Genomic DNA, 23,697 nt, shown 5'->3' with positions numbered 1-23,697 from the left:
GGATCAGGTGTTCTTGCTGATCGAGATGGTGGGGAACTTGCTGGAAAAATCCTTGGCCTTCTGCGCAATCTTCACCGCCACATCGCGCGCCACCTTCTTGTAGATCTGCGCGACTTCGCCATCGGGGTCGGCCACCACGGTGGGCTTTCCGCTGTCGGCCTGCAGGCGGATACTCATGTTCAGCGGCAGCGCGCCCAGGTAGTCCATGCCGTACTCGGCGGCCATCTTCTTGCCGCCATCGGCGCCAAAGATGTGCTCCACATGGCCGCAGTTGCTGCACACGTGGGCGGCCATGTTCTCGACGATGCCGAGGATGGGCACACCCACCTTCTCGAACATCTTGATGCCCTTTTTGGCGTCGAGCAGGGCGATGTCCTGCGGGGTGGTGACGATGACCGCACCGGTCATGGGCACGCGCTGGCTCAGGGTGAGCTGGATGTCGCCGGTGCCCGGGGGCATGTCGATGATGAGGTAATCCAGGTCTTTCCAATTGGTCTGGCGCAGCAACTGCTCCAGCGCCTGGGTGGCCATGGGGCCGCGCCAGATCATGGCTTCGTCCTGGTCCACCAGGAAGCCGATGGACATGACCTGCACGCCGTAGTTTTCGAGCGGCTCCATGGTCTTGCCGTCTTCGCTTTCAGGGCGGCGGTTGATGCCCAGCATCATGGGCTGGCTGGGGCCGTAGATGTCGGCGTCGAGCACGCCCACGCTGGCACCCTCGGCCGCCAGGGCCAGGGCCAGGTTGGCGGCGGTGGTGCTCTTGCCCACGCCACCCTTGCCCGAGGCCACGGCAATGATGTTCTTCACCTGTGGCAACAGCTGCACACCGCGCTGCACGGCATGGGCGATGACCTTGGTGGTGATGTTGACCGACACGTTGCTCACCCCGGCCACACCCTTGGCAGCGGCTACCAGGCTGCGGCGCAGCTCGGGCACCAGGCTCTTGGCGGGGTAGCCCAGCTCCACGTCAAACGCCACGTCGCCACCGCTGATCTGCACGTTGCGCAGGGCGCGGGTGCTGACAAAATCCTTGCCCGTGTGGGGGTCGAGCACGCTGGAAAGTGCGGCCAAAAGGCCTTGTTCGGTGACTGACATTCAAATAACTCCTGTGGGGGCCGTAGTCTATCCAAGGGGCTTTCACCGATTTTTCTTGTGGGCAAGCCGTGGAAGGCGCACTTTGGCAGCGCTGCCCCATGCCCGCAAACGCCCTGCAACTGCACGACAATGCGCAGCCATTGTCCCAACGCCCAAGCGAGAAGCCACCGTGAAATTCAAGATGTCCGAAAACTCCCTGTTCGCCTTGCTGCTGCGCTCGCCGTGGTGGATCAGCTTTGTGCTGGTCGCCTGCGTCGCGCTCATCTCCAAGGCGCTGCTGCCATCGGAGTACTTCATTTATGGCGCGCTGGGCGGCTTCCCCTTCTTTGTGGTGGGCTGCATTGCGGCCTGGCGCCAGCTGCGCGCGCCCAGCGCTGCCAAGGTGCAAACCATGCTCGACCAAGCCCAGGCGATGCCGTGGGCCAAGTTCTCGCAGGCCCTCACCCACGCCTGGGCGGGCCAGGGTTATGGGGTGAACGTGGCATCGAAAGGAGCTGTAGACCTGCGATTGACCCAAAACGGCCAGACCACGCTGGTCAGCGCCAAACGCTGGAAAGCCGCCACCCACGGCGTGGAGCCACTGCGCGAGCTGTACAGCGCCATGCAGGCGGAAAACGCCCAGGGCGGCATCTACGTGGCGGGGCAAGGCACCGTGAGCGAAACTGCCGCCCTGTTCGCGCGCGACCATGGCATCACCATCCTGCAGGGGCCCGCACTGGCCGTGCTGTTGCTCGGCTGACACACTGCGGCGCCCTGTGGCCAGGGTTGCGGGTTTTCCCAAAGCCTGCGGGCTGCGGCCCAGCCGCACACTTTCAGCCTTCAAAGCCGCCGCAGCGCATCTGCCACGGTGGCTCTTTCTGATCACCCTCACCAGACCATGCCCCAAGCTGCCCCCAAAGCGCCCACATCCGCCCCGCCCACCGGCTTGCTGCTTACCGGTGGCGGCGCCCGCGCGGCCTACCAGGTGGGGGTGCTGGAGGCGATTGCCGACCTGCGCCAGGCCTGTGGCGCAGGCGGCGAACCCAACCCGTTTCCCATCATCACCGGCACCTCGGCGGGCGCCATCAACGCCGCCGCGCTGGCCTGCGGGGCCGACAACTTTGACCGCGCCGTGCGGCGCATTGCCCGGGTGTGGCGGCAATTCCATTCCAATCAGGTGTATGGGGCCGATTCACTGAGCGTGATGCGCAGCGGCGCGCGCTGGCTCACGCTGGTGTCGATTGGCTGGGCGCTGGCCCGCTGGCGGCGCATGCGCCCGCAGTCGCTGCTGGACAACAAGCCGCTCGAAAAACTACTCGTCAAGATGGTGCCGTTGGTGCGTCTGCCCCGCCTTATCCGCAAGGGGCATTTGAAGGCGCTGGCCGTCACGGCGTCCAGCTACAGCTCGGGCGAGCACGTCACCTTTTTTGAATCGGCCGAGCCCGTGAAACCCTGGGTGCGCTCGCAGCGCAAGGCCGCACGCGATCGCATCACGCACGAGCACCTGCTCGCGTCCTCAGCCATTCCGTTCATCTTTCCGGCCAAGGGCATCGAGGTGGACGACCACATCGAATACTTTGGTGACGGCTCCATGCGCCAGTCCGCGCCCATCGCCCCGGCCATCCACCTGGGGGCCGAGCGCATTCTGGTGATCGGCGCAGGCCGCATGCACGAACCCAAGAACGACGCCGCCGCCACCCCCACGCCCAACTACCCGTCGCTCGCGCAAATTGCGGGCCACGCCTTGTCCAATATCTTTCTGGACGCCCTGTCGGTGGACGTGGAGCGCGTGCAGCGCATCAACCAGACGCTCTCGCTCATTCCCGAAGAAAAGCGCGCCCACAGCGCCCTGCAGCCGATTGAGCTGCTGGTCATCGCCCCCTCGCAGCGGCTGGATGCCGTGGCCGCCCGCCATGTGGGCGACCTGCCCACGCCCGTGCGCACCATGCTGGGCGCGCTGGGCGTCACGTCGAACATGGCCGACGTACGCGGTGCGGCGCTGGCCAGCTACCTGCTGTTTGAGGCCGGTTACACCCAAGAACTGATGGCCCTGGGCCGCGCCGACACCCTGGCCATGCGCGCGCAGGTGTGCCAGTTTTTTGGCTGGACGGACAGCGGGGCCGAAGTGCGCACCCAGCTGCACCAGTAGCCCTGCGGGGCAAGACCGGGTTGCGTGGCAACCGAGCAGGCCGTGGCCTAAAATCGCGGGTTCCGCCTGAGAAAGTGTCTCCCCATGTCGTCACCTGCACGCAAACTCTTCGTCACCACCGCCCTGCCGTATGCCAACGGCAACTTCCACATCGGCCACATCATGGAATACATCCAGGCCGACATCTGGGTGCGGTTCCAGCGAATGCAGGGCAATGCCGTGAACTTTGTGGGCGCGGACGACACGCACGGCGCGCCCATCATGATTGCCGCCGAAAAAGCCGGCGTCACGCCCCAGCAGTTTGTGGCCAACATTGCCGCAGGCCGCAAGCAGTATCTGGACGGCTTTCACATCAGCTTTGACAACTGGCACAGCACAGACGCGCCAGAAAACCACGAGCTGGCCCGCCAGATCTACCGCGACCTGCGCGACCGCGCCGATGGCAGCCTGATCGAGGTGCGCACCATCGAACAGTTCTTCGACCCCGAGAAGAACATGTTCCTGCCTGACCGCTACATCAAGGGCGAATGCCCCAAGTGCCACGCCAAGGACCAGTACGGCGACAACTGCGAGGTGTGCGGCACGGTGTATGCCCCCACCGATTTGATCAACCCCTACTCGGCCCTGAGCGGTGCCAAGCCCGAGCTGAAACACTCCGAGCACTTCTTCTTCAAGCTCTCGGACCCGCGCTGCGTGGAGTTTCTGCAGAACTGGACGCAAGACGGCAAGCTGCAGCCCGAGGTGGCCAACAAGATCAAGGAATGGTTCAGCGTCCGCACCAATCCTGACGGCACCACCAGCGAAGGCCTGGGTGACTGGGACATCAGCCGCGATGCACCCTACTTCGGCATCGAGATCCCTGACGCACCGGGCAAGTACTTCTACGTGTGGCTCGATGCGCCCGTGGGCTACCTGGCCTCGCTCAAGAACCTGCTGGAAAAGCGCGGCGAAAGCTACGACGCCTACATGGCCGACCCGCTGCTTGAGCAGTACCACTTCATCGGCAAGGACATCGTCACCTTCCACACCCTGTTCTGGCCTGCCATGCTGCACTTCAGCGGCCGCAAGACGCCCAACAGCGTGTTCGTGCACGGCTTCCTCACCGTGAACAACGGCGAGAAGATGAGCAAGAGCCGCGGCACGGGCCTGGACCCACTCAAGTACCTGAGCCTGGGTATGAACGCCGAATGGCTGCGCTACTACCTGGCCGCCAAGCTCAGCGCGCGCAACGAAGACATCGACTTCAATGCCGAAGACTTCATGCTGCGCGTGAACAGCGATTTGATCGGCAAGTACGTGAACATTGCCAGCCGCGCTGCGGGCTTTTTGACCAAGCGGTTTGAAGGCAAGCTGACCCAGGACTTTGACGCTGCTGGCAGCGCCCTGCTGGCCGAGGTGCGCGGTGCCAGCGACGCGATTGCGCAGATGTACGAAACCCGCGAATACAGCAAGGCCACGCGCGAAATCATGCTGCTGGCCGACAAGGTCAACGCCTATGTGGACCAGAACAAGCCCTGGGACCTGGCCAAGGACGCCGCCAACAACGAGGCGCTGCACCAGGTGTGCTCGGTGCTCATCAACGCGTTCGACGCCCTCACCCGCTACCTGGCGCCCGTGCTGCCAGGCCTTTCACGTGCCGTGGAAGGCTTCGTCGGCCGCAGCATGACCCAATGGGCCGTGGACGGCAACGTGCAGGCCATTCAACCCTACAACCACCTGATGCAACGCGTGACCCCCGAGCAGCTTGAGGCATTGTTTGAACCTCCAGCGCAAGCAGTACAAGCGCCAGCAGCTACAGAAACCGTAGCAGCCCCGGGTGGCGAAGAACTGGCCCCCACCATCACCATCGACGACTTCACCAAGATCGACCTGCGCATCGCGCTGATCGTGAACTGCGAGCCGGTGGAAGGATCGACCAAACTGCTGCGCCTGACGCTGGATGTGGGCGAGGGCAAGACCCGTAACGTGTTCAGCGGCATCGCCAGCGCCTACAAGCCCGAAGATCTGGTGGGCAAGCACACCGTGATGGTGGCCAACCTGGCCCCGCGCAAGATGAAGTTTGGCGTGAGCGAAGGCATGGTGCTGGCCGCCAGCCATGGCGACGAAAAAGCCAACCCCGGCATCTACGTCCTCAACCCCTGGCCCGGCGCCACACCCGGCATGCGCGTGCGCTGATCGCCTGCGATTGGCTCCAATGACAAGGCCCTCGCTCAGAGGGCCTTTTCTTTTGGCAACACACACTGATAGCAGCGCCAGGCAACCAGCCTCAGGGCAGAAGCGTCAACCGCCCACGTACCGCCCCGGCCGGTGGCTGATCCATAAAAACACGCCCATCACCACGGCCGCCAGCACCGAATAAAACACTCGCTCCAGTGGCACCACAAACAGGGCCAGCAGCAGCACCACGCAGTCGATCGCCAGTTGCACCTTGCCCGCGCGCACGCCGTAGCGGTTTTGCATGTACAGCGACACGATGGTGGCGCCACCCAGGCTGGAGCGGTGCCGAGCCAGGAACAAGCAGCCCGTGCCCAGCAGCAGCCCACCGAGCAGCGAGGCAAACAGCGGGTTGATGTAGCTGACCTGCATCACATGCGGGAACAGCTCGGTCAGCAGCGACAGCAGTGCCACGCTGACGAAGGTTTTGAGCGTGAACTCGCGGCCCATGCGTGTCCAGGCAAACCAGTAAAAGGGCAGGTTGACCACAAAGAACAGCTTGCCGAACGAGATGTCGGTGACGTAGTGCAGCAAAAATGCCACGCCCGCCGTGCTGCCAATGAGCAACCCGGCCTGGTTGAACAGCATGAGCGCCATGGCGACAAACAGGGTGCCCGAGAACAGGGCTTGCGCATCTTCATAAGTGCCGTGGCGCAAAGACACTACGGGGCCGGGGGCAGGCGAGTTGCTGGATTCAGCAGGAGACATGGAGAAAACTCTTGGTTTTGAAAATGGAGAGGGGTCAGGGCCTTGTGAGCCCCAACACCATGGGCCCCTGTCACGGGGGCACAAGAACACAAGCAAACAGCGCGCCAAACGGAATCTGGCTCTGTTGTCAGCGACAATCAACGCCTCAAGCGCTATTAAATATATAGCATCTAGCGCTTACGAATCAAGCGCTGGGCCTTATTTTCTTCTATTTTCAAAATCCAACAGCGCACCAGGCCCTATCGACCGCCGCCCTTGTTTTCGTGGGCATCCATGTCGTCACCCGTGTAGGTGCGCAGCACGCGCTGGTCTGGCCCATGCACCACGGTGAACAGCTTGGGCGAGGTGGCGGGCAAGGCAAAGCGCCAGTCCACTTCGGTTTCGCCCTTGAGGGCAAAGTGCATGGTTTTGGCGGGCTTGCCCAGCATGCGGCGCACCTCGCTCATGGGCATGCCCGGCTGAATGCGCGCGAAATTCTCGGGCGTCAGCACCTGGCGCACCCCGGCCAGCTTGCCGTCGGGCCCCAGCGTGATCATGTAATTGACCTGGCCGGCGGGCTGGCGGTTGTACTCAAAGGTGCGGGCACCGCCTGGCTCCTCCCAGATCATTTCAGGGGCGCCGAAGCGGTCGCGCACATCGGCTTCGGTGGAAACGCCCGGCTGCAGCTCGCTCAGCCGCTGGGGGTCGCACCCCGCTGCGGCAAGCAGGGCGAGGGCCGCCAGCACGGTGGCGGCGGCACGGTGAATACGATCAGAAAGTGGCATGGCATCGTCCCGGTAAAATCCAGCAAAAGAGGTTCACTGCACATGTCTATTTTCCGCCGCCCTGACTACCAATCCGACGCCACCCAGTTCATCAACCAGCTCAAGGCCACCAAGCCTGAACTGGACAAGCAGCAGCAAGCCGGCCGTGCCCTGCTGTGGGACAAGCAGGTAGACCGCCAACTGTGGAACGACTACCGCCAGGCGCGCGTGGCCCAAAAGCCTTACGTCTACCAGACCAACGCGGACTGAGCCTTGCTGGTGCCAGTATTTGCAATGAAATTGGCCTCTGGCGCTTGACTGACAAGCGCCGGCAGCTATTCATTTCATAGCAAAAATGAGCAACGCAGCGCCCACCGGCGCACCCGCCGAAGACCAACCGGAAGCCACTGGCAGCTCCATGCCCGACGTGGTGGATCAGGTGGCCCTGGCACGCCTGTATGGCGAGCCGCTGTTTGCGCTGCCGCAAGACCTGTACATCCCACCCGACGCGCTTGAAGTCTTCCTCGAGGCCTTTGAAGGCCCGCTGGATTTGCTGCTGTACCTGATCCGCAAGCAGAACTTCAACATCCTCGACATCCCCATGGTGGGGGTGACCAAGCAGTATCTGGCGTATGTGGACGAGATCCGCAGCCGCAACCTGGAGCTGGCCGCCGAGTATTTGCTGATGGCAGCGATGCTCATCGAGATCAAATCGCGCATGCTGCTGCCGCCCAAGAAGCAGGCCGAAGGCGAAGAGCCCGAAGACCCGCGCGCCGAGCTGGTGCGCCGCCTGCTCGAATACGAGCAGATGAAGATGGCCGCCGCGCGCCTGGGGCAGCTGCCGCAGTACGGCCGCGACTTTTTGAAGGCCCAGGTCTACATCGAACAAAGCCTGCAGCCGCGTTTCCCTGATGTGCATGTGGTGGAGCTGCAAGAGGCCTGGCGCGACATTTTGAAGCGAGCCAAGCTGGTGCAACACCACAAGATCACCCGCGAAGAGCTGAGCGTGCGCGAGTACATGAGCATGGTGCTCAAGACTTTGCAGGGCCGCCGCTTTGTGGAGTTTGAAGAACTCTTCGAGCCCGAGAAGGGCAGCACCGTGCTGGTGGTGACGTTCATCGCGCTGCTGGAGTTGGCCAAAGAGACGCTGATCGAGATCACCCAGGCCGAGGCCTTTGCCCCCATCTACGTGCGCTTGGCTTATACACCCGTATGACACCCCCTGAGCGGCTGCGCCGCTTCCCCCTCTCTCGCTGCGCGGGAGGGGGACACCACCGGTGGCCTGGCAAAGCCAGCTCCACGGTGGCCCCGGCATGGCGCAGCGCCAGTTTCAACGGCAACTGACACCCTCTATGGCATCCCACGACTTCGACGTTCTCATCGTAGGCAGCGGCCTCGCCGGCCTCTCGGCCGCACTGCACCTGGCGCCCACACACCGCGTGGCCGTCATCACCAAGCGCACGCTGCAAGATGGCTCCAGCGGCTGGGCCCAGGGCGGCATTGCCGCCGTGCTGGCCGACGACGACAGCTTTGCCGCGCACATTGAAGACACACTGGTGGCAGGCGCAGGCCTGTGCGACCTGGCCACCACGCGCTTTGTGGTGGAGAACGCGCCCGAGTCCATCGCCTGGCTGCGCGGCCTGGGCGTGCCCTTCACGCTCGAAGGCGACCAGCTGCACCTGACCCGCGAAGGCGGCCACAGCGCGCGCCGCATCGCCCATGTGACGGACGCCACCGGCGCAGCGGTGCAGCGCACGCTGATCGACGTAGTGCGCGGCACGCCCGGCATCACCCTGTTTGAGCAGCACACGCTGGTGGACCTGATCACCACACGCAAGCTGGGCTTGCCCGGCAACCGCTGCCTGGGCCTGTACGCGCTGGACAGCGACACCGACGAGGTCGTCACCTTCCGCGCACCGCAAACCATCCTGGCCACGGGCGGCGCGGGCAAGGTGTACCTGTACACCACGAACCCCGACACCGCCACGGGCGACGGCATTGCGGCCGCTTGGCGTGCAGGCTGCCGCGTGGCGAACATGGAGTTCATCCAGTTCCACCCCACGGGGCTGTACCACCCGCACGAAAAGTCTTTCCTCATCAGCGAAGCGGTGCGCGGCGAGGGCGGCAAGCTGTTGCTGCCGCCATCGGCCGGTGGCAAGCGCTTCATGCTCGACCACGACCCACGCGCCGAACTCGCCCCGCGCGATGTGGTGGCCCGCGCCATCGACTTCGAGATGAAAAAGCACGGCCTCGACTGCGTGCACCTCGACATCTCGCACCAGAGCCCCGCGTTTTTGCAGGAGCACTTTCCGAACATCCTCGCGCATTGCGCGTCGCTGGGTATCGACATCACGAAGGAGCCCATCCCCGTGGTGCCCACCGCCCACTTCACTTGTGGTGGAGTGCTGACCGATCTGGCGGGCCGCACCGACCTGCCCGGCCTCTACGCCGTGGGCGAAGTCGCCTACACCGGCCTGCACGGCGCCAACCGGCTGGCCAGCAACTCGTTGCTTGAATGCATGGTGTTCGCACGCGCTGCCGCCCTGGCGATTGCCGCCACACCTGCTGCCGAACTGCCCACCGTGCCCGCCTGGGACGACAGCCGCGTGACCGACGCGGACGAGTCCGTCGTCATCTCGCACAACTGGGACGAGCTGCGCCGCTTCATGTGGGACTACGTGGGCATCGTGCGCACCAACAAGCGCCTGGAGCGCGCCGCGCACCGCATTGCGATGCTGCAGGGCGAGATCCAGGAGTTCTACGCGCACTTTCACGTCACGCGCGACCTGCTGGAGCTGCGCAACCTGGTGCAGGTGGCCGACCTGATTGTGAAAAGCGCCCAGCTGCGCCGCGAAAGCCGGGGCCTGCATTTCAGCCGCGACTACCCGGAAGTGGCAGCGCCTGCTGCGCCCACCATCCTCGTCCCCCCGGTGCCCCGATGACCTACAGCGTCAAAGAAATTTTCTACACCTTGCAAGGCGAGGGCGGCCAGGCGGGCACACCCGCCGTGTTCTGCCGCTTTGCGGGCTGCAACCTCTGGACGGGCCGCGAGCAGGACCGCGCGCAGGCCATCTGCCAGTTCTGCGACACCGACTTTGTGGGCACCGATGGCACGCTGGGCGGCAAGTTCGAGACAGCTGCAGCCCTGGCCGAGCTGATCGCGGCGCAATGGCCTGCAGGTGCGGGCCACCGCCTGGTGGTGCTGACAGGCGGCGAGCCGCTGTTGCAGGTGGACCGTGAACTCATCGACGCGCTGCACGCCCAGCAGTTCCGCATCGCCGTCGAAAGCAATGGCACCGTGAAGGCGCCCGAAGGCATCGACTGGCTGTGCATCAGCCCCAAGGCCGGCGCGCCGTGGGTGCAGCGCAGCGGGCAAGAACTCAAGCTGGTGTGGCCGCAGCCGGGCTTCGACCTGCCCACGCTGGAGCAAGACACCGACTTTGCCCAGCGCTACCTGCAGCCCATGGACGGCCCCCTGCAGCGCCAGAACACCGCCCTGTGCATAGACACCTGCATGCAGCGCCCCGCCTGGCGCCTGAGCCTGCAAACCCACAAGCTGACCGGAATTCGCTGATCCGACGCCCATTGCGGATTGCCATTTTCCCGCTCCCCCGTTGAACCGGCCTCTGCCTTTTTTTGCCATGCAACTGACTATTCGCCAACGCTTTTTCTTCGATGCCGCGCACACCCTGCGCCGTGAGATCGAGGCCGAGGGCAGCCGCCGCATCCACGGCCACACTTACCACGCCGAAGTGGCCTTGACCGGCCCGCTCGACCCGGCCACCGGCATGGTGCAAGACCTGGGCCATCTGCGCGCGCGCTTGGCTGAAGTGCGCGAGCAACTTGACCACCACTTTCTGGACGAAGTGCCCGGCCTGGGCGTGCCCACGCTGGAGCACCTGTGCCTTTTCATCGCCCGTGCCGTGGCAGACCTGCACCCCAGCCAGGTACGTGTGTGGCGCGATGCGGTGGGCGACGCGTGCACGCTGGATTTGCCCCAAGCGCCCAGCGCCTGACCCGGCCCGCATGCCATGACCGCACCCCTGTCATCCCTCGCCGAACGCAGCCTGGCCCACGTGTGGCACCCCTGCACGCAAATGAAGCGCCACGAGGCGCAGCCCCCCATTGCCATTGCCCGCGCCCAAGGGCCCTGGCTGTATGCAGAGGGCGGCCAACGCTACCTGGACGGCATCAGCTCGTGGTGGGTCAACCTGTTCGGGCACAGCCACCCGCACATCAAGGCGGCGCTGGCCGACCAACTCGACCAACTCGACCACGTCATGCTGGCAGGCTTCACGCACGCGCCGGTGGTGGAGCTGTCTGAACGCCTGGGCGCCCTCACCGGCCTGGGCCATGCTTTCTACGGCAGCGACGGCGCATCGGCCACCGAGATTGCGCTGAAGATGAGCGCGCACTACTGGCGCAACCTGGGCCGTCCGGGCAAAAGCCGCTTTATCGGCCTGGCAGGCGGCTACCACGGCGAAACGGTGGGTGCCCTGGCCGTCACAGACATTCCGCTGTTCCGCGAGGCTTATGCCCCACTGGTGCGCCTGGCTGCCACTGTGCCCAGCCCCGATGCCCGCCTGGCAGAGCCGGGCGAAACCGCTGCCGATGTGGCCCGCCGCGCCGCCGCCGCGCTGGAGCAATGGCTGCAAGAGCACCACGTCGACACCGCCGCCCTGATCGTCGAGCCCCTGGTGCAATGCGCCGCAGGCATGGCCATGCACGATGCCGAATACCTGCGCCTGGCCCGCGCACTGTGCAGCCGCTACGAGGTGCACCTGGTGGTGGACGAAATCGCCGTGGGCTTTGGCCGCACCGGCAGCATGTTCGCCCACCAGCAGGCGGGCATCCAGCCCGACTTCATTTGCCTGTCCAAGGGCATCACGGGCGGCACGCTGCCGCTGTCGGCCGTGCTGACGACCGACACCGTGTACGCGGCGTTTTACGACGACAGCGTGGCCCGGGGCTTTTTGCATTCGCATTCGTACACCGGCAACCCGCTGGCCTGCCGCGCTGCGGTGGCCACGCTGGAGTTGTTTGAACAGCTGGACGCGTTGAACGCCAACACCGCCCTGGCCCAGCGCATCGACGCGGCCTGCGCCCCCCTCACCCTCCACCCCCGTGTGCGCCACGCCCGGCGCCTGGGCATGATCTGGGCGTGGGACGTGGACACCACGCTGCCCGACTTTGCACGCCGCTACCACCAGCACGCGCTGGCGCAGGGATTGCTGCTGCGGCCTATCTCTGGCGACGCTGGCCGCCACACGGTGTACGCCATGCCACCCTATGTGCTGGACGACGAGGCCGTGCAGTGCCTGGCCCAGGGCGCATTGCATGCCCTGCACGCCACCCTGGCAGAGGAGCCCGCATGACCGCCTGCTTTGTGGTGGGCACCGACACGGGCGTGGGCAAAACCCACGTCTCCTGCGCGCTGCTGCAGGCCCTGGCGCAGCACCACCGCCGCGTGGTGGGCATGAAGCCCGTGGCTGCAGGCGTGGTGCCCTGGGGCGAAGGCTGGGCCAGCGAGGACAGCATTGCCCTGCGGGCGGCGTCCACCATCGCCGTGCCCCCTGAGCTGGACACACCGGTGCTGCTGCCCGATCCTCTGTCACCCCACATTGCCGCCACACGCGCGGGGGTGCAGATCGACATCGCGGCCATCGTGCAGGCCTACCAGGCACTGGCCGCGCAAGCCGATGCCGTGGTGGTCGAAGGGGCCGGTGGCTTTCATGTGCCGCTGTCGCCAACCGAGACCGGGGCCGACCTGGCCCTAGCGCTGAATTTGCCCGTGGTGCTTGTCGTAGGCCTGCGACTGGGCTGCCTCAACCACGCCCTGCTGACGGCAGAGGCCATTGCCGCACGCGGGCTGACGCTGGCAGGCTGGGTGGCCAACCGGGTGGACCCAGACATGCTAGCGCCCGAGGAGAACATTGCCTGGCTGCAGCAGCGCCTGGGCGCCCCGCCGTTGGCCGACATCCCCTGGGGCGAACACACCGCCCACAACCTGGCAGCCCACTTTCAACTGCCCGCAGATTGGACCCGATGAACACCTCTGCCACCACCCCTGCCCTCCCAGCCACTTCACCGACGGCATCCTGGCTGGACGAGCTGCCCGGCCGCATAGCGGACCTGAAGGACGGGCACCTGCTGCGCGTGCGCCGCACCGTGGCCCCGGCGGGCGGCGCCATGCTGCAAATCGACGGCCAGCCCATGCTGGCCTTTTGCAGCAACGATTACCTGGGCCTGGCCAGCCACCCCGCGCTGGCCACCGCCGCGTGCGAGGCCGCCCACGCCTACGGCCTGGGCTCGGGCGGCTCGCCCCTGGTCAGCGGGCACAGCACGGCCAATGCGCTGCTCGAGCATGACCTGGCCCGCTTTGTGGGCCTGCCGCGTGCGCTGTACTTTTACGCGGGCTATGCCACCAACGTGGGCATCGTCCCCGCGCTGGTGGGTGCAGGCGACGCTTTGTTCTCGGACGCGCTCAACCACGCCTGCCTGATCGACGGCGCACGCCTGTCGCGGGCCACCATCCACCGCTACCCACATGCCGACCTGACCGCACTGGAAGCCGCCCTGGCCAGCAGCCCCGCGCAGCGCAAGCTGGTGGTGACAGATGCCGTCTTCAGCATGGACGGCGACGTGGCCGATATCCCGGCCCTGCTGGCGCTGTGCGAGCGCTACGACGCGCTGCTGCTCATCGACGATGCCCACGGCTTTGGCGTGCTGGGTGCGCCCGGCCAGGAAGGACGCGGCACGCTGGCGCACTACGGGCTAACAGGCGAGAACGCCTCGCCCCGCATCCTGTACATGGCCACACTGGGCAAGGCCGCAGGCGTGGCCGGTGCGTTTGTCGCGGGCAGCGAGGTGCTGGTGGAATGGCTGCTGCAAAAAACCCGCAGCTACATCTTTGCCACCGCCGCCCCCGCCCTGCTGGCCAAAGCACTGCAGGCCAGCGTGCAGGTGATGCAAACCGAGACCTGGCGCTACACGCACCTGCAGCAGCTCATCGCCCGCCTGCGCACGGGGCTGGCCCCCTTGCTGGCGCGCACGCAGTGGCAGCTCATGCCGTCGCACACGCCCATCCAGCCACTGGTCATTGGCAGCAATGCAGCCGCCCTGGCCGCCATGGAAGCGCTGCGCTCGCGCGGCCTGTGGGTACCTGCCATTCGCCCACCCACCGTGCCCGAGGGCACCGCCCGCATGCGCATTGCGCTGTCGGCGGCGCACACGCCGTTTGACGTGGACCGGCTAGTGCAGGCCTTGGCCGAGCACGCTGACACCCTTCTTATCCACCCCTCTTAAACACACGAAAGCGAGACAGCCATGCCCCATCTGGTCATTGAAACCACCGCCAACCTAGGCACTTACCCCAAGGCCCAGGTTCTCAAGGAACTGGCCACGTCCCTCACCGCACACCCACAGATTCCGGTCGAGGCCGATCTCAAGATCCGCTTTGTGGACGTGACCGACTTTGAGATGGGCACGGCCCCTGAACTGCGCGGTTTTGTGCACGCCGAGCTGCGCCTGATGACTGGTCGCACACCCGAAGCCAAGACCGAACTGGCCGGACGCGTGCTGGAGGTGCTGCAGCGCCTGACACCCCGCTCTGCGGGCATGTCGGTGCAGTTGAGCGTGGAAGTGCGCGACATGGACCGCGCCACCTACGCCAAGGCGCGGCTCGAATAAAAACCGCTGCGGGGGCTGCCGTGCCCCACGCCAGCAGCCGAGCGAGCGAAAGGGACGGAGCGGGCAAAGCGCCCGCCCGGTCCCTCAATACCCCGCCGCCAGCCCGTCGCGGCGCGGGTCGCTTGCCGCCACGTAGCCTTCCACCGCCGGGTTGCCCGCACGCCAGATGAACTGGCCCGCGCCAAAGTCCTGGTACGAATCGTTGATGACATCGATCTCGTGGCCCAGGTCTTTCAGGCCCTGCACCGTGGCCGCATTCATGGCAGCTTCCACGTTGATGTTCAGGCCCTTGTTGAAGCGCCAGCGTGGCGCATCGCACGCAGCCTGCAGGCCCTGGCGATAGTCCAACATGCGCACCAACGTCTGCATGTGCCCCTGCGGCTGCATGTTGCCGCCCATCACACCGTAGCTCATCACCGGCTGGCCATCCTTGGTCAGGAAGGCCGGAATGATGGTGTGGAAGGGCCGCTTGCCCGGTGCCACCACGTTGGGGCTGGCGGCGTCCAGGCTGAAACCGTAGCCCCGGTTTTGCAGGCTGATGCCGTAGTTTGGTTCGACACAGCCCGAGCCAAAGCCCATGTAGTTGCTCTGGATGAAGCTCACCATCATGCCGTTCTCATCGGCCGCCGTGAGGTAAATGGTGCCGCCCTTGACCGGGTTGCCCGCCTGGAAGTCCTGCGCCCTGCGCATGTCAATGAGGCGCGCGCGCGAGGCCAGGTAGGCGTCGTCCAGCATCTGCTCGGTCGTCACTTCCATGGTGGAGCGTTCCGACACGTAACGGTACACGTCGGCAAACGCCAGCTTCATTGCCTCGATCTGCAGGTGCTGCGACGCCGTGGAATCCACCGGCAGGCTGGCCAGATCGAACTTTTCCAGAATGCCCAGCGCGATCAGCGCGGCAATGCCCTGGCCGTTGGGCGGAATCTCGTGCAGCGTGTAACCCCGGTAGTCGCGCGAAATCGGCGTCACCCACTCGGGCTGGTAGCTGGCCAGGTCCTTCACCGTCAGCGCCCCGCCCTGCTCCTTGGCAAACGCCGCCAGGGCTTCGGCAATCTCGCCTTCGTACATCGCATCGCCGTTGGTGGCGGCAATGGCCTTGAGCGCGCGCGCGGCCGCGGGGAAGCGGAACAGATCTCCCACCTCCGGGGCACGGCCCCAGGGCAAGAAGGTGTCGGCAAAACCGGCAATGCCTTGCAGCACAGGCGTGGCCGCTGCCCACTTCTGCTGCACCACGGGGGGCACCAGGTAACCGCGCTCGGCCACCTCGATGGCGGGGGCCATCAGGTCGGCAAATGGCAGTTTGCCAAAGCGCTTGCTCAGCGCAACCCAGCCGCGCACTGCGCCAGGGATGGTGACGGAGTCCATGCCGCGCATGGGCGGGGTGGTAGCGCCATCGCCGTATTTGGCCTTGAAATATTCAGGCGTCCAGGCCTGCGGCGCGGGCCCCGAGGCATTGAGGCCGTGCAGTTGCTGCCCATCCCACAAGATGCAGAACGCATCGCTGCCCAGGCCGTTGCTCACCGGCTCCACCAGCGTCATCACAGCGGCTGCGGCCACGGCCGCATCCACGGCATTCCCGCCCTGGTGCAGGATGTGCAGGCCCGCCTGCGCGGCCAGGGGGTGCGAGGTGGACACCACATTGCGCGCAAACACAGGAATGCGGGTGGACAGGTAGGGGTTTGGGTGGTTGATCTGCATGCGGTCTCCGGGAAGCGGGTGTGGCTGGGTATAAAGCAGCGGTGAAGCAGTGGTTTATTCGTTGACGATCTTGCGCTCGGCAATGATGCGTTTCCACTTGCCTTGGTCGTCAGCCACCATCTTGGCGAACTGCGCAGGCGTGCTGGTCACGGGTTCAATGCCCAGGGTGGTGAGCTTGGCGCGCACCTCGGGGTCGCTCAGTGCCTGGTTGGCAGCGGTGTTCACCCGGTTGACCACCTCGGCAGGCAAGCCCTTGGGACCATACAGGCCAAACCAGGTGCTGGACTCGAAACCGGGCAGCGTGTCGGCCACGGGCGGCAAATCAGGGGCCAGGGGGGTTCGCTTGAGGGTAGTGACCGCTAGGGCACGCAAACGCCCATCGCGCACATGGGGCATGCCGGTGGGCAGCGAGTCAAACAACACATCCAGCTGCCCAGCCACCAGATCAGGAATCGCCAAGCCCGTGCCCTTGTAGGGGATGTGCGTGACGAATACGCCTGCCTGCGCCTTGAACAGCTCGGCTGTCAGCTGCACGATGGTGCCGTTGCCACTGGAGGCGTAATTGAGCTTGCCGGGGTTCTTCTTGGCGTACTCGATCCACTCTTTCACCGTCTTCGCAGGCGAGCTATTGGGCACCAACATGATGCTGGGCGCATTGCCCACATGGGCGATGGGCGTGAAGTCGCGCACCGTGTCATACGGCAGCTTGGCGCCAATGGCGGGGCCGATGGAATGGGTGCTGGTGGTGGTGAACAGCAAGGTCTGGCCGTCCGCAGCCGCCTTGGCCGCCATGTCTGAACCCAGGCTGCCACCTGCCCCAGGCTTGTTGTCGATCACGACGGAAGTACCCAGCCGCTCACCCATTTTTTGCGACAGGGTGCGCGCAAACAAGTCCGTGGCACCGCCTGCCGGGAACGGAACAATCAAGCGAATGGGTTTGCTGGCCTGGGCCAGGGCGGCTGGCATGGCGGCGCCCAGCGCCAGGGCTGCGGCCAGGCCGCGCAGAAAGTGGTGGCGACGGATCATGGATCGATTCCTCACAAGGGGGACAACAACAACTCAGGGCCTGTAGAACCCTATATGGACGCCCCGAATAAGCCAAGCCCTCACTCACTGCTGCCAAGAAGGTAAAGATTGCACCCGTATATCCGGACTTGTTGTGGCGCGAGCCACGGTCCCTGATGGGAATCGCTGGTGGAGGTCCTATCGGTTCAACGCACTCCAAGTGCCACGTTCTTATCGGATTTCATCCACCACGGTCTGACCTGTCTTGCCATCACTTCATGATTGCTTGAGCAATCGGTTGGTTTTCTCCCGCTCCTCGTTCTTGTCGTGCCGGCGCTAGTTGCTCAGACCGACTCTCGTACGTAGCCCGGCTCGTAGCTCCTGTCATGCGCGAGCAACGCCCACACGATGCGGGCATTCTTGTTGGCCAGCGCCACCGCCGCTACGTTCTTGTTGCGCCGCTGCAGCACACCATTGAGCCAGCCACACTGCGCGCTGCCCTGGCCTTGGTGCTGGTCTTTTTTCTGGGCGTGATAGATCACCGAGCGCGCTCCGTGAATCAGCAAGGTGCGCAAATACGTGTCGCCCCGTTTGCTGATACCCAGCAGGTTTTGTTTGCCCCCGCTGGAGTGTTGGCGTGGCACCAGCCCTAGCCAGGCTGCCACCTGCCTGCCATCCTTGAAGTTCTTTGCATCCCCCAGAGATGCCACCAATGCGCAGGCCGTGATGGGGCCAATGCCGGGGATCTGCCCGAGTTTGCGACTCAAGTCGCTTTGGCGGTGCCAGGCCACGATTTGTGCCTCCAGCTCCTGCACCTGGCAGTCAAGCTCCTTGAGGTGCTCGAGCAGACGTTGTATCAACAGTCTAAACACGCCGGGCAACTCGTTGGCTGCATCCTCAATGAGCATTGGCACCCGTTGGGTAATGTGGCCTATGCCTTGGGGAACGATCACCCCAAACTCGGCCAGCAGGCCCCGGATCTGGTTGGCCTGTGCAGTGCGGGCCTTGACAAAGCCCTGGCGCACCCGGTGCAGGGCCAGCACGCCTTGCTGCTCCACGTTCTTGATCGGTACGAAGCGCATGCTCGGGCGGGTGACGGCTTCGCAGATGGCAGCCGAATCGGCTGCATCGTTCTTGTTGGTCTTGACGTAGGGCTTGACGAACTGGGGTGCCATCAGGCGCACGGTGTGGCCCATGCCCTGAAGCTTGCGCGCCCAGTGGTGGGCGCTGCCGCAGGCTTCCATGCCAATCAGGCAGGGCGGCAGGTTCACGAAGAAGGCAGCCATCTGTTCGCGCTTGAGCGGCTTGTTGAACACGGCTTTGCCGTGCTCATCCACGCCGTGGACCTGGAACACATTCTTGGCCAAATCGATGCCAATGGTTGTAATCTTCATGGTGGACGCTCCTGCTCGTTGAGGTGGAAAAACTGACATCTCCACTGTGGCACTTTCGATGCCGTTTAGGGTGGGGGCGTCCATCCCATTGGTTCAGGATCTTTCAAGCCCCAATGTAGGCGCTGTTGATCCATCAAAACAGATAATCAAAGTTATTTCACTATGACGCCACGTCATGAAACCCACTTTTGCGACGCCTGATGAAGTCTCGCTGCAGCAGTTCCGCGCCCTGGCGGCGATTGCGCAGACGGGCAGCTTCACGCTGGCGGCCGATGCGCTGCAGCTGACGCAGCCCGCCGTGAGCCACCTCATCAAGCGCATGGAGCAGCAACTGGGCCAGCCACTGGTGGTGCGCGGGCGGCGCATTCGGCTCACCGATGCGGGGCAGATGATGGCCGACACCGCGCAGCGCGCTCTGCGCATGATTGACGAATCGGTGCACGCCTGTCGCTCGCAGGCGCAGCTGCAGGAAGGCCGCGTGGTGGTGGCCGTGGGTCACCTCACGGCGGGGGCCTTGCTGCCCGCCTTGCTCACCCGCTTTTCAGCAGCGCACCCGCAGCTGGTGGCCACGCTGCACGACAGCAATGCCGCGCAGATGGTGGCGCAAGTGCTCTCGCGCGAGGCCGATTTGGCGCTGGGCTCCGACATCGGCCAGACGCATTCCGAGCTGGCCACCGAGCGCCTGTTCAGCGAACGCATGGCGCTGTTCCTGCGGCACGACCACCCGCTGGCCCAGCGCGCCAGCGTGCAAGGGCGCGACCTGGATGGCCTCCCGCTGGTGCACGTGAACCCTGACGCCGTGGTGTGGCGCGCCATCAGCCGTGAGCTGAGCGCCGTGGCCAATGTGTACCCGCAGGTGGTGCACCACGTGTCGATGCTGACCACCGCGTTCGGCATGATCCAGGCGGGCGCCGGAGTGGCGCTGCTGCCGCGCTACGTGGCACGCCTGATGCCACCCGACCTGCGCGCCGTGCCCATCGTGCGGCCGGTGCTGGAGTTTCCCATCGTGGCGATCCGTTTGGCCAAGCAACCGCTCAGCCCCGCCGCCATGGCGTTTCTGGCCATGGCGCGGCAGCACCTCAAACCGTCGCCAGTGTGAACAGGATCAGTGCTGGATCAGTTCCGCATCCAGCCAGCCACGCAGGCTGTTGATGAAAGCCCAGCGGCGCACGCGGTGCAGGTCTTGCACGCGCACCACGCCTTCCTGCACCCGGCCTTCCCGCACGGCCACTGCACGCCCCACGCCCGGCAGCAGGCCGCAGGCCAGCGGTGGCGTGAGCCAGCGGCCGTCGTCCATCTGCATTGCCAGGTTACCGAAGGTGGACTCGGTGATTTCGCCTTCTGCGTTGAAGAGCACGGTGTCGAAGATGCCGCTGCCCGGCTTTGGCGCAAAAGCCGCGTAGTGCGCACGCCGGGTGGTTTTGAAGCGCACCCATTCGCCATGCGCCTCAGCCAGTGGCTGGGTGGCCAGTTGCAATCGCACCGGGGTGGCGGTGGGTTGCAGCGCAAAGGCCTCGGCGCGTGGCTGGCCAAAGCGGTCCAGCAACAGGCGCACGCGCCACGGGCCGCAGCCATGCTGCGCGGCCAGTGACTGAAGGCACGCGTGAACGGCAGCGGGCTGCCAGGGGTAGCCAAAGTGCTGCGCCGCCTCAGCCATACGGGCCAGGTGCTCTGCCTGATGGCGATAGACACCATCGACCAGCGCCAGGGTTTCCAGCACCTCGAACGGTTCGCTCGCCCGGGCCAGAAAAGCCTGCTTGTGCAGCCATTCTTGCCACTCGGCACCCGCCGCTGCGCTTGCGGTGATGCCGCTGCCAATGCTGCAGCGGGCCTGGGTGCCGCGCGTCACCACAGTTCGAATCGGCACATTGAAGGTCGCGGCAATGCCGCCGTTGCCATCTGGCCGCACCACGCCGATGGCGCCGCAGTAGATGCCCCGGGGCTGGCGTTCCAGCTCACGGATGAGCTGCATCGCCCGCACCTTGGGCGCACCAGTCACTGACCCGCACGGGAACAAGGCGGCAAACACATCTGGCAGCCGCAGGCCACTGCGGGTGCGGGCCTGCACGTCAGAGGTCATCTGCCACACGGTGGGCAGCGCCTGGGTGTGGAACAGCTCGGGCACCCGCACCGTGTGCGGCTCGGCAATGCGTGAGAGATCGTTGCGCAGCAGGTCCACGATCATCACGTTTTCTGCCCGCTCTTTGGGCGATGCGCGCAGGCGCTCGGCGGCAGCCACATCCAGCGCCGGTGTGGTGCCCCGCGCGGCCGTGCCTTTCATGGGGCGGGCCAAGATGCTGCCGCCAGCCGCGCTGGCCTGCCAGTCAAAAAACAGCTCGGGCGATACGCTCAGCACCTGCTCGTCGCCCGCGGTGAAGCACGCGGCATAGCCGCCGGGCTGGGCGCGCAGCAAGGCGTCGAACAAGGCGGCGCCCTCACCGGTGACCGTGCCCATCCAGGGTGCGGTGTAGTTGACCTGGTACAGCTCGCCGTCACCAATGGCCTGGTGGATGCGCGCGATTGCGGCATCAAAGTCTGGCCGGGCCAATGTGGGCAGCCAAGTGGCGCGGGCCTCTGCGTGGCCAGCGGCTTGGGCCGACGGCCATGCAGACGGTGCACCGTCATGCACCTCAAACCACACCAGCGGGCCGTCTGCCGCGTGCACCTGCAGTGCCGCGTCGAAGGCCGGTGCTGCTTCATAGCGCACATGGCCTACGCACCAGTGACCTGCTTCGGCGGCGGCGTGCACGGCCTCCAGCACGGGCTTGACTTCGTCGATGTGATGGGCGACCAGCACGCGGGCTGGAGCCCCCCACCGCCCACGCAGGCGCGGGTTGCCCGCCGCGCGCGGCTGGGTGAAGTCGATCCAGGTGCCGGGCGTTGCAGCCAGGGTCATTGAAAGCTCCAGAGGCCTCTAGCGCTTATCCAGAAAGCGCAATCAGCTATCAAATAAATAGCAAAATAATCAAGCTGCGCCCAAGTGGGGTACCAGGCTCCCGGTGGGCTGACCGTTCTTGAGAGCCTCCGTGAACGCCAGCATCCGGTCAATGGGCTGGCGTGCGCGCGGAATCAGTGCAGGGTCTACCTGCACGGCATTGGCACCTGTTTCCAGCACACGGGCCACGTCGGCCAGGCCGTTCATGGCCATCCAGGGGCAGTGCGCGCAGCTCTTGCAGGTGGCGCTGTTGCCCGCCGTGGGGGCTTCGTAGAACGTCTTGCCGGGGTTGAGCGTGCGCAGCTTGTGCATCATGCCGTTGTCGGTGGCGACGATGAACTCGGTGGCATCCATCTCGCGTGCGGCCTTGAGGATGGCGCTGGTCGAGCCCACGGCGTCGGCCAGGGCCACCACGTCGGCGGGGCTTTCGGGGTGGACCAGCACCTTGGCATTCGGGTGCTCTTTTTTGAGCAGCTCCAGCTCCAGCGCCTTGAACTCGTCGTGCACGATGCAGGCGCCGTTCCAGAACACCATGTCGGCACCCGTTTCGCGCTGGATGTAGGCACCCAGGTGGCGGTCCGGTGCCCACAGAATCTTCTGGCCTGCGGCCTTCAACGCACTCACGATCTCCAGCGCGCAGCTCGATGTCACAAGCCAGTCGGCCCGCGCCTTCACGGCCGCGCTGGTGTTGGCGTACACCACCACGGTGCGGTCCGGGTGCTGATCGCAAAACGCGCTGAACTCGTCAATGGGGCAGCCCAAATCCAGCGAGCAGGTGGCGTCCAGGTCGGGCATGAGCACGGTTTTTTCCGGGCTCAGAATCTTGGCCGTCTCGCCCATGAAGCGCACGCCACTCACCACCAGGGTCTGCGCGGCGTGGTCACGGCCAAAGCGCGCCATCTCCAGCGAATCGCTGACGATGCCGCCCGTCTCCTCGGCCAGATCCTGCAGGTCCGGGTGCACGTAGTAGTGCGACACCATGACTGCGTTTTTCTCTTTCAACAGGCGGCGAATCTTGTCTTTCAGCGCGGCACGCTCGGCCTGCGATGGCTCGGGCGGCACGCGCGCCCAGGCGTGTTTGGTGGAGCAGACGGCACCCGCAGCGGCTTTGTCGGGCTGCTCGTATTCCACGTCAATACGGTTAAGGGTGGTGGTGTTCATGCCAGCTCCTGCAGGCGCATCGAGAAGTCCGTCGCCTTCACGTCTTTGGTCAGCGTGCCGATGGAGATGCGGTCCACGCCGGTTTCGGCCAGCTCGCGCAGACCTTCCAGCGTCACGCCGCCAGAGATTTCGAGAATCGCGCGGCCCGCGTTGATGCGCACTGCCTCACGCAGCATGGGCAGCGGCATGTTGTCCAGCAGCACCATCTTGGCGCCAGCATCCAGCGCTTCGGTCAGCTGCTCCAGCGTTTCCACTTCAATCTCGATAAAGCGGGCCTGGGCGGCCACGGCCTGCGCAGCTTTCAGCACCGCCGTCACACCACCGGCAGCGGCAATGTGGTTTTCTTTGATGAGCACGGCATCGTGCAGGCCAATGCGGTGATTGGTGCCGCTGCCCACGCGCACAGCATACTTTTGCGCCAGGCGCAGGCCAGGAATGGTCTTGCGCGTGTCCACGATGTGGGCGCGGGTGCCAGCCACCACATCTACATACGTGCGCGTCTTGGTGGCCACGGCCGACAGCAGTTGCAGAAAGTTCAGTGCTGTGCGCTCAGCGCTGAGCAGCGCGCGGGCATTGCCGTGCAGCTCCAGCACCACCTGGTCGGGGGCGCAACGCTGGCCCTCTTGTACATGCCAGGTGATCTGCACGGTGGGGTCCAGCGCCCGCAGGGCAGCTTCGGCCCAGGGGGCGCCGCAGATCACGGCGTCTTCACGCGCCAGGATGCGCGCACGGGCGCGGCGGGCGGGGTCAATCAGGCCGGCGGTCAGGTCGCCGGTGCCTACGTCTTCGGCCAGGGCGCGGGCCACGTCAGCCTGGGCCAGGGCCGTTACGTCGTTGTAGTTCATGGGGAGGGTCGCGGGTTGTAACACTGCTGTCATGGCCCGCGAGCATAGCCGCAATGCAAAACCCATGGTGCGGCCTACCCCG

The 23,697-nt window shown here is 65.2% G+C and carries 22 protein-coding genes; 13 read left to right on the top strand and 9 right to left on the bottom strand.

All coding sequences use genetic code 11. From position 1 onward, the window contains the following. Nucleotides 1-3: 3 nt before the first annotated feature. The gene (gene apbC, locus BDD18_RS14630) at nucleotides 4-1,095 is read right to left on the bottom strand and encodes an iron-sulfur cluster carrier protein ApbC (protein ID WP_142083942.1); all 1,092 of its coding nucleotides are present in this window, start codon (nucleotides 1,093-1,095) and stop codon (nucleotides 4-6) included. A gap of 169 nt (nucleotides 1,096-1,264) precedes the next feature. Here apbC and BDD18_RS14625 point away from each other — a divergent pair, with 169 nt between their 5' ends. From BDD18_RS14625 to metG, 3 genes are all read left to right on the top strand, one after another. Further along, nucleotides 1,265-1,834: a restriction endonuclease gene (locus tag BDD18_RS14625; RefSeq protein WP_420837323.1), complete on the top strand. Its 570-nt coding sequence runs from the start codon at nucleotides 1,265-1,267 to the stop codon at nucleotides 1,832-1,834. 138 nt (nucleotides 1,835-1,972) lie between these two features. Then, nucleotides 1,973-3,223, top strand: a complete 1,251-nt coding sequence (locus tag BDD18_RS14620) for a patatin-like phospholipase family protein (RefSeq protein ID WP_142083939.1) — start codon at nucleotides 1,973-1,975, stop codon at nucleotides 3,221-3,223. A gap of 84 nt (nucleotides 3,224-3,307) precedes the next feature. Further along, the gene (metG, locus tag BDD18_RS14615) at nucleotides 3,308-5,398 is read left to right on the top strand and encodes a methionine--tRNA ligase (RefSeq protein ID WP_142083937.1); all 2,091 of its coding nucleotides are present in this window, start codon (nucleotides 3,308-3,310) and stop codon (nucleotides 5,396-5,398) included. Between the two features lie 105 nt (nucleotides 5,399-5,503). Here the strand turns inward: metG and BDD18_RS14610 are convergent, their stop codons facing one another. Continuing rightward, nucleotides 5,504-6,145: a DUF6198 family protein gene (locus BDD18_RS14610; RefSeq protein ID WP_142083935.1), complete on the bottom strand. Its 642-nt coding sequence runs from the start codon at nucleotides 6,143-6,145 to the stop codon at nucleotides 5,504-5,506. A gap of 239 nt (nucleotides 6,146-6,384) precedes the next feature. Beyond that, complete coding sequence (locus BDD18_RS14605; protein ID WP_044396040.1) at nucleotides 6,385-6,909, bottom strand: hypothetical protein; 525 nt, start codon at nucleotides 6,907-6,909, stop codon at nucleotides 6,385-6,387. Between the two features lie 42 nt (nucleotides 6,910-6,951). On the opposite strand from BDD18_RS14605, the gene BDD18_RS14600 reads away from it, so the two are divergent. The 9 genes from BDD18_RS14600 to BDD18_RS14560 all read left to right on the top strand — a co-directional run bounded on the left by BDD18_RS14600 (nucleotide 6,952) and on the right by BDD18_RS14560 (nucleotide 14,577). Continuing rightward, nucleotides 6,952-7,158, top strand: a complete 207-nt coding sequence (locus tag BDD18_RS14600) for a DUF3460 family protein (protein ID WP_044396037.1) — start codon at nucleotides 6,952-6,954, stop codon at nucleotides 7,156-7,158. 85 nt (nucleotides 7,159-7,243) lie between these two features. Beyond that, nucleotides 7,244-8,104 (top strand): segregation and condensation protein A, encoded by an 861-nt coding sequence (locus tag BDD18_RS14595; RefSeq protein ID WP_142083934.1) that lies wholly within the window; start codon nucleotides 7,244-7,246, stop codon nucleotides 8,102-8,104. Between the two features lie 136 nt (nucleotides 8,105-8,240). Then, nucleotides 8,241-9,830: an L-aspartate oxidase gene (gene nadB / locus BDD18_RS14590; protein WP_142083932.1), complete on the top strand. Its 1,590-nt coding sequence runs from the start codon at nucleotides 8,241-8,243 to the stop codon at nucleotides 9,828-9,830. Next, nucleotides 9,827-10,462 carry a 7-carboxy-7-deazaguanine synthase gene (gene queE / locus BDD18_RS14585; RefSeq protein WP_066783391.1) on the top strand — a complete coding sequence of 212 codons (636 nt, stop codon included), beginning with the start codon at nucleotides 9,827-9,829 and terminating at the stop codon, nucleotides 10,460-10,462. Before nadB ends, queE begins: the two co-directional genes overlap by 4 nt. A 67-nt stretch (nucleotides 10,463-10,529) precedes the next feature. Then, entirely contained in the window at nucleotides 10,530-10,904 is a 375-nt protein-coding gene (locus BDD18_RS14580) for a 6-carboxytetrahydropterin synthase (RefSeq protein ID WP_066783393.1), read from the top strand. A gap of 15 nt (nucleotides 10,905-10,919) precedes the next feature. Beyond that, nucleotides 10,920-12,263 carry an adenosylmethionine--8-amino-7-oxononanoate transaminase gene (bioA, locus tag BDD18_RS14575; protein WP_142083931.1) on the top strand — a complete coding sequence of 448 codons (1,344 nt, stop codon included), beginning with the start codon at nucleotides 10,920-10,922 and terminating at the stop codon, nucleotides 12,261-12,263. Further along, nucleotides 12,260-12,937: a dethiobiotin synthase gene (gene bioD, locus BDD18_RS14570; protein WP_066786168.1), complete on the top strand. Its 678-nt coding sequence runs from the start codon at nucleotides 12,260-12,262 to the stop codon at nucleotides 12,935-12,937. Before bioA ends, bioD begins: the two co-directional genes overlap by 4 nt. Next, nucleotides 12,934-14,193: an 8-amino-7-oxononanoate synthase gene (gene bioF / locus BDD18_RS14565; RefSeq protein ID WP_142083929.1), complete on the top strand. Its 1,260-nt coding sequence runs from the start codon at nucleotides 12,934-12,936 to the stop codon at nucleotides 14,191-14,193. The genes bioD and bioF overlap by 4 nt, the downstream gene beginning before the upstream one ends. 21 nt (nucleotides 14,194-14,214) lie before the next feature. After that, entirely contained in the window at nucleotides 14,215-14,577 is a 363-nt protein-coding gene (locus BDD18_RS14560) for a 5-carboxymethyl-2-hydroxymuconate Delta-isomerase (protein ID WP_142083926.1), read from the top strand. Nucleotides 14,578-14,661: 84 nt separating this feature from the next. On the opposite strand, the gene BDD18_RS14555 is transcribed toward BDD18_RS14560, so the two are convergent. From BDD18_RS14555 to BDD18_RS14545, 3 genes are all read right to left on the bottom strand, one after another. After that, nucleotides 14,662-16,275, bottom strand: a complete 1,614-nt coding sequence (locus tag BDD18_RS14555) for a gamma-glutamyltransferase family protein (RefSeq protein ID WP_142083924.1) — start codon at nucleotides 16,273-16,275, stop codon at nucleotides 14,662-14,664. Nucleotides 16,276-16,329: 54 nt separating this feature from the next. Further along, nucleotides 16,330-17,301 (bottom strand): tripartite tricarboxylate transporter substrate binding protein, encoded by a 972-nt coding sequence (locus BDD18_RS14550; protein ID WP_211360776.1) that lies wholly within the window; start codon nucleotides 17,299-17,301, stop codon nucleotides 16,330-16,332. Between the two features lie 323 nt (nucleotides 17,302-17,624). Continuing rightward, on the bottom strand, nucleotides 17,625-18,674 hold the full coding sequence (locus BDD18_RS14545; RefSeq protein ID WP_125958942.1) for an IS110 family RNA-guided transposase: 1,050 nt from the start codon (nucleotides 18,672-18,674) through the stop codon (nucleotides 17,625-17,627). 175 nt (nucleotides 18,675-18,849) lie between these two features. On the opposite strand from BDD18_RS14545, the gene BDD18_RS14540 reads away from it, so the two are divergent. Then, nucleotides 18,850-19,773, top strand: coding sequence for a LysR family transcriptional regulator (locus BDD18_RS14540; RefSeq protein ID WP_142083922.1), 924 nt, complete (start codon nucleotides 18,850-18,852; stop codon nucleotides 19,771-19,773). Nucleotides 19,774-19,779: 6 nt separating this feature from the next. Here the strand turns inward: BDD18_RS14540 and BDD18_RS14535 are convergent, their stop codons facing one another. From BDD18_RS14535 to nadC, 3 genes are all read right to left on the bottom strand, one after another. Next, nucleotides 19,780-21,570 carry a chorismate-binding protein gene (locus tag BDD18_RS14535; RefSeq protein ID WP_142083920.1) on the bottom strand — a complete coding sequence of 597 codons (1,791 nt, stop codon included), beginning with the start codon at nucleotides 21,568-21,570 and terminating at the stop codon, nucleotides 19,780-19,782. Nucleotides 21,571-21,639: 69 nt separating this feature from the next. Further along, nucleotides 21,640-22,770: a quinolinate synthase NadA gene (gene nadA / locus BDD18_RS14530; RefSeq protein WP_142083918.1), complete on the bottom strand. Its 1,131-nt coding sequence runs from the start codon at nucleotides 22,768-22,770 to the stop codon at nucleotides 21,640-21,642. Continuing rightward, nucleotides 22,767-23,615 (bottom strand): carboxylating nicotinate-nucleotide diphosphorylase, encoded by an 849-nt coding sequence (nadC, locus tag BDD18_RS14525; RefSeq protein ID WP_211360775.1) that lies wholly within the window; start codon nucleotides 23,613-23,615, stop codon nucleotides 22,767-22,769. Before nadC ends, nadA begins: the two co-directional genes overlap by 4 nt. Nucleotides 23,616-23,697: the final 82 nt, after the last annotated feature.

The sequence above is a fragment of the Acidovorax temperans genome, assembly GCF_006716905.1.
Taxonomy (GTDB): Bacteria; Pseudomonadota; Gammaproteobacteria; order Burkholderiales; family Burkholderiaceae_C; genus Acidovorax; species Acidovorax temperans.
Note: the sequence above shows the minus strand (reverse complement) of the source record. Positions and strands in the feature narration are given on the sequence as shown.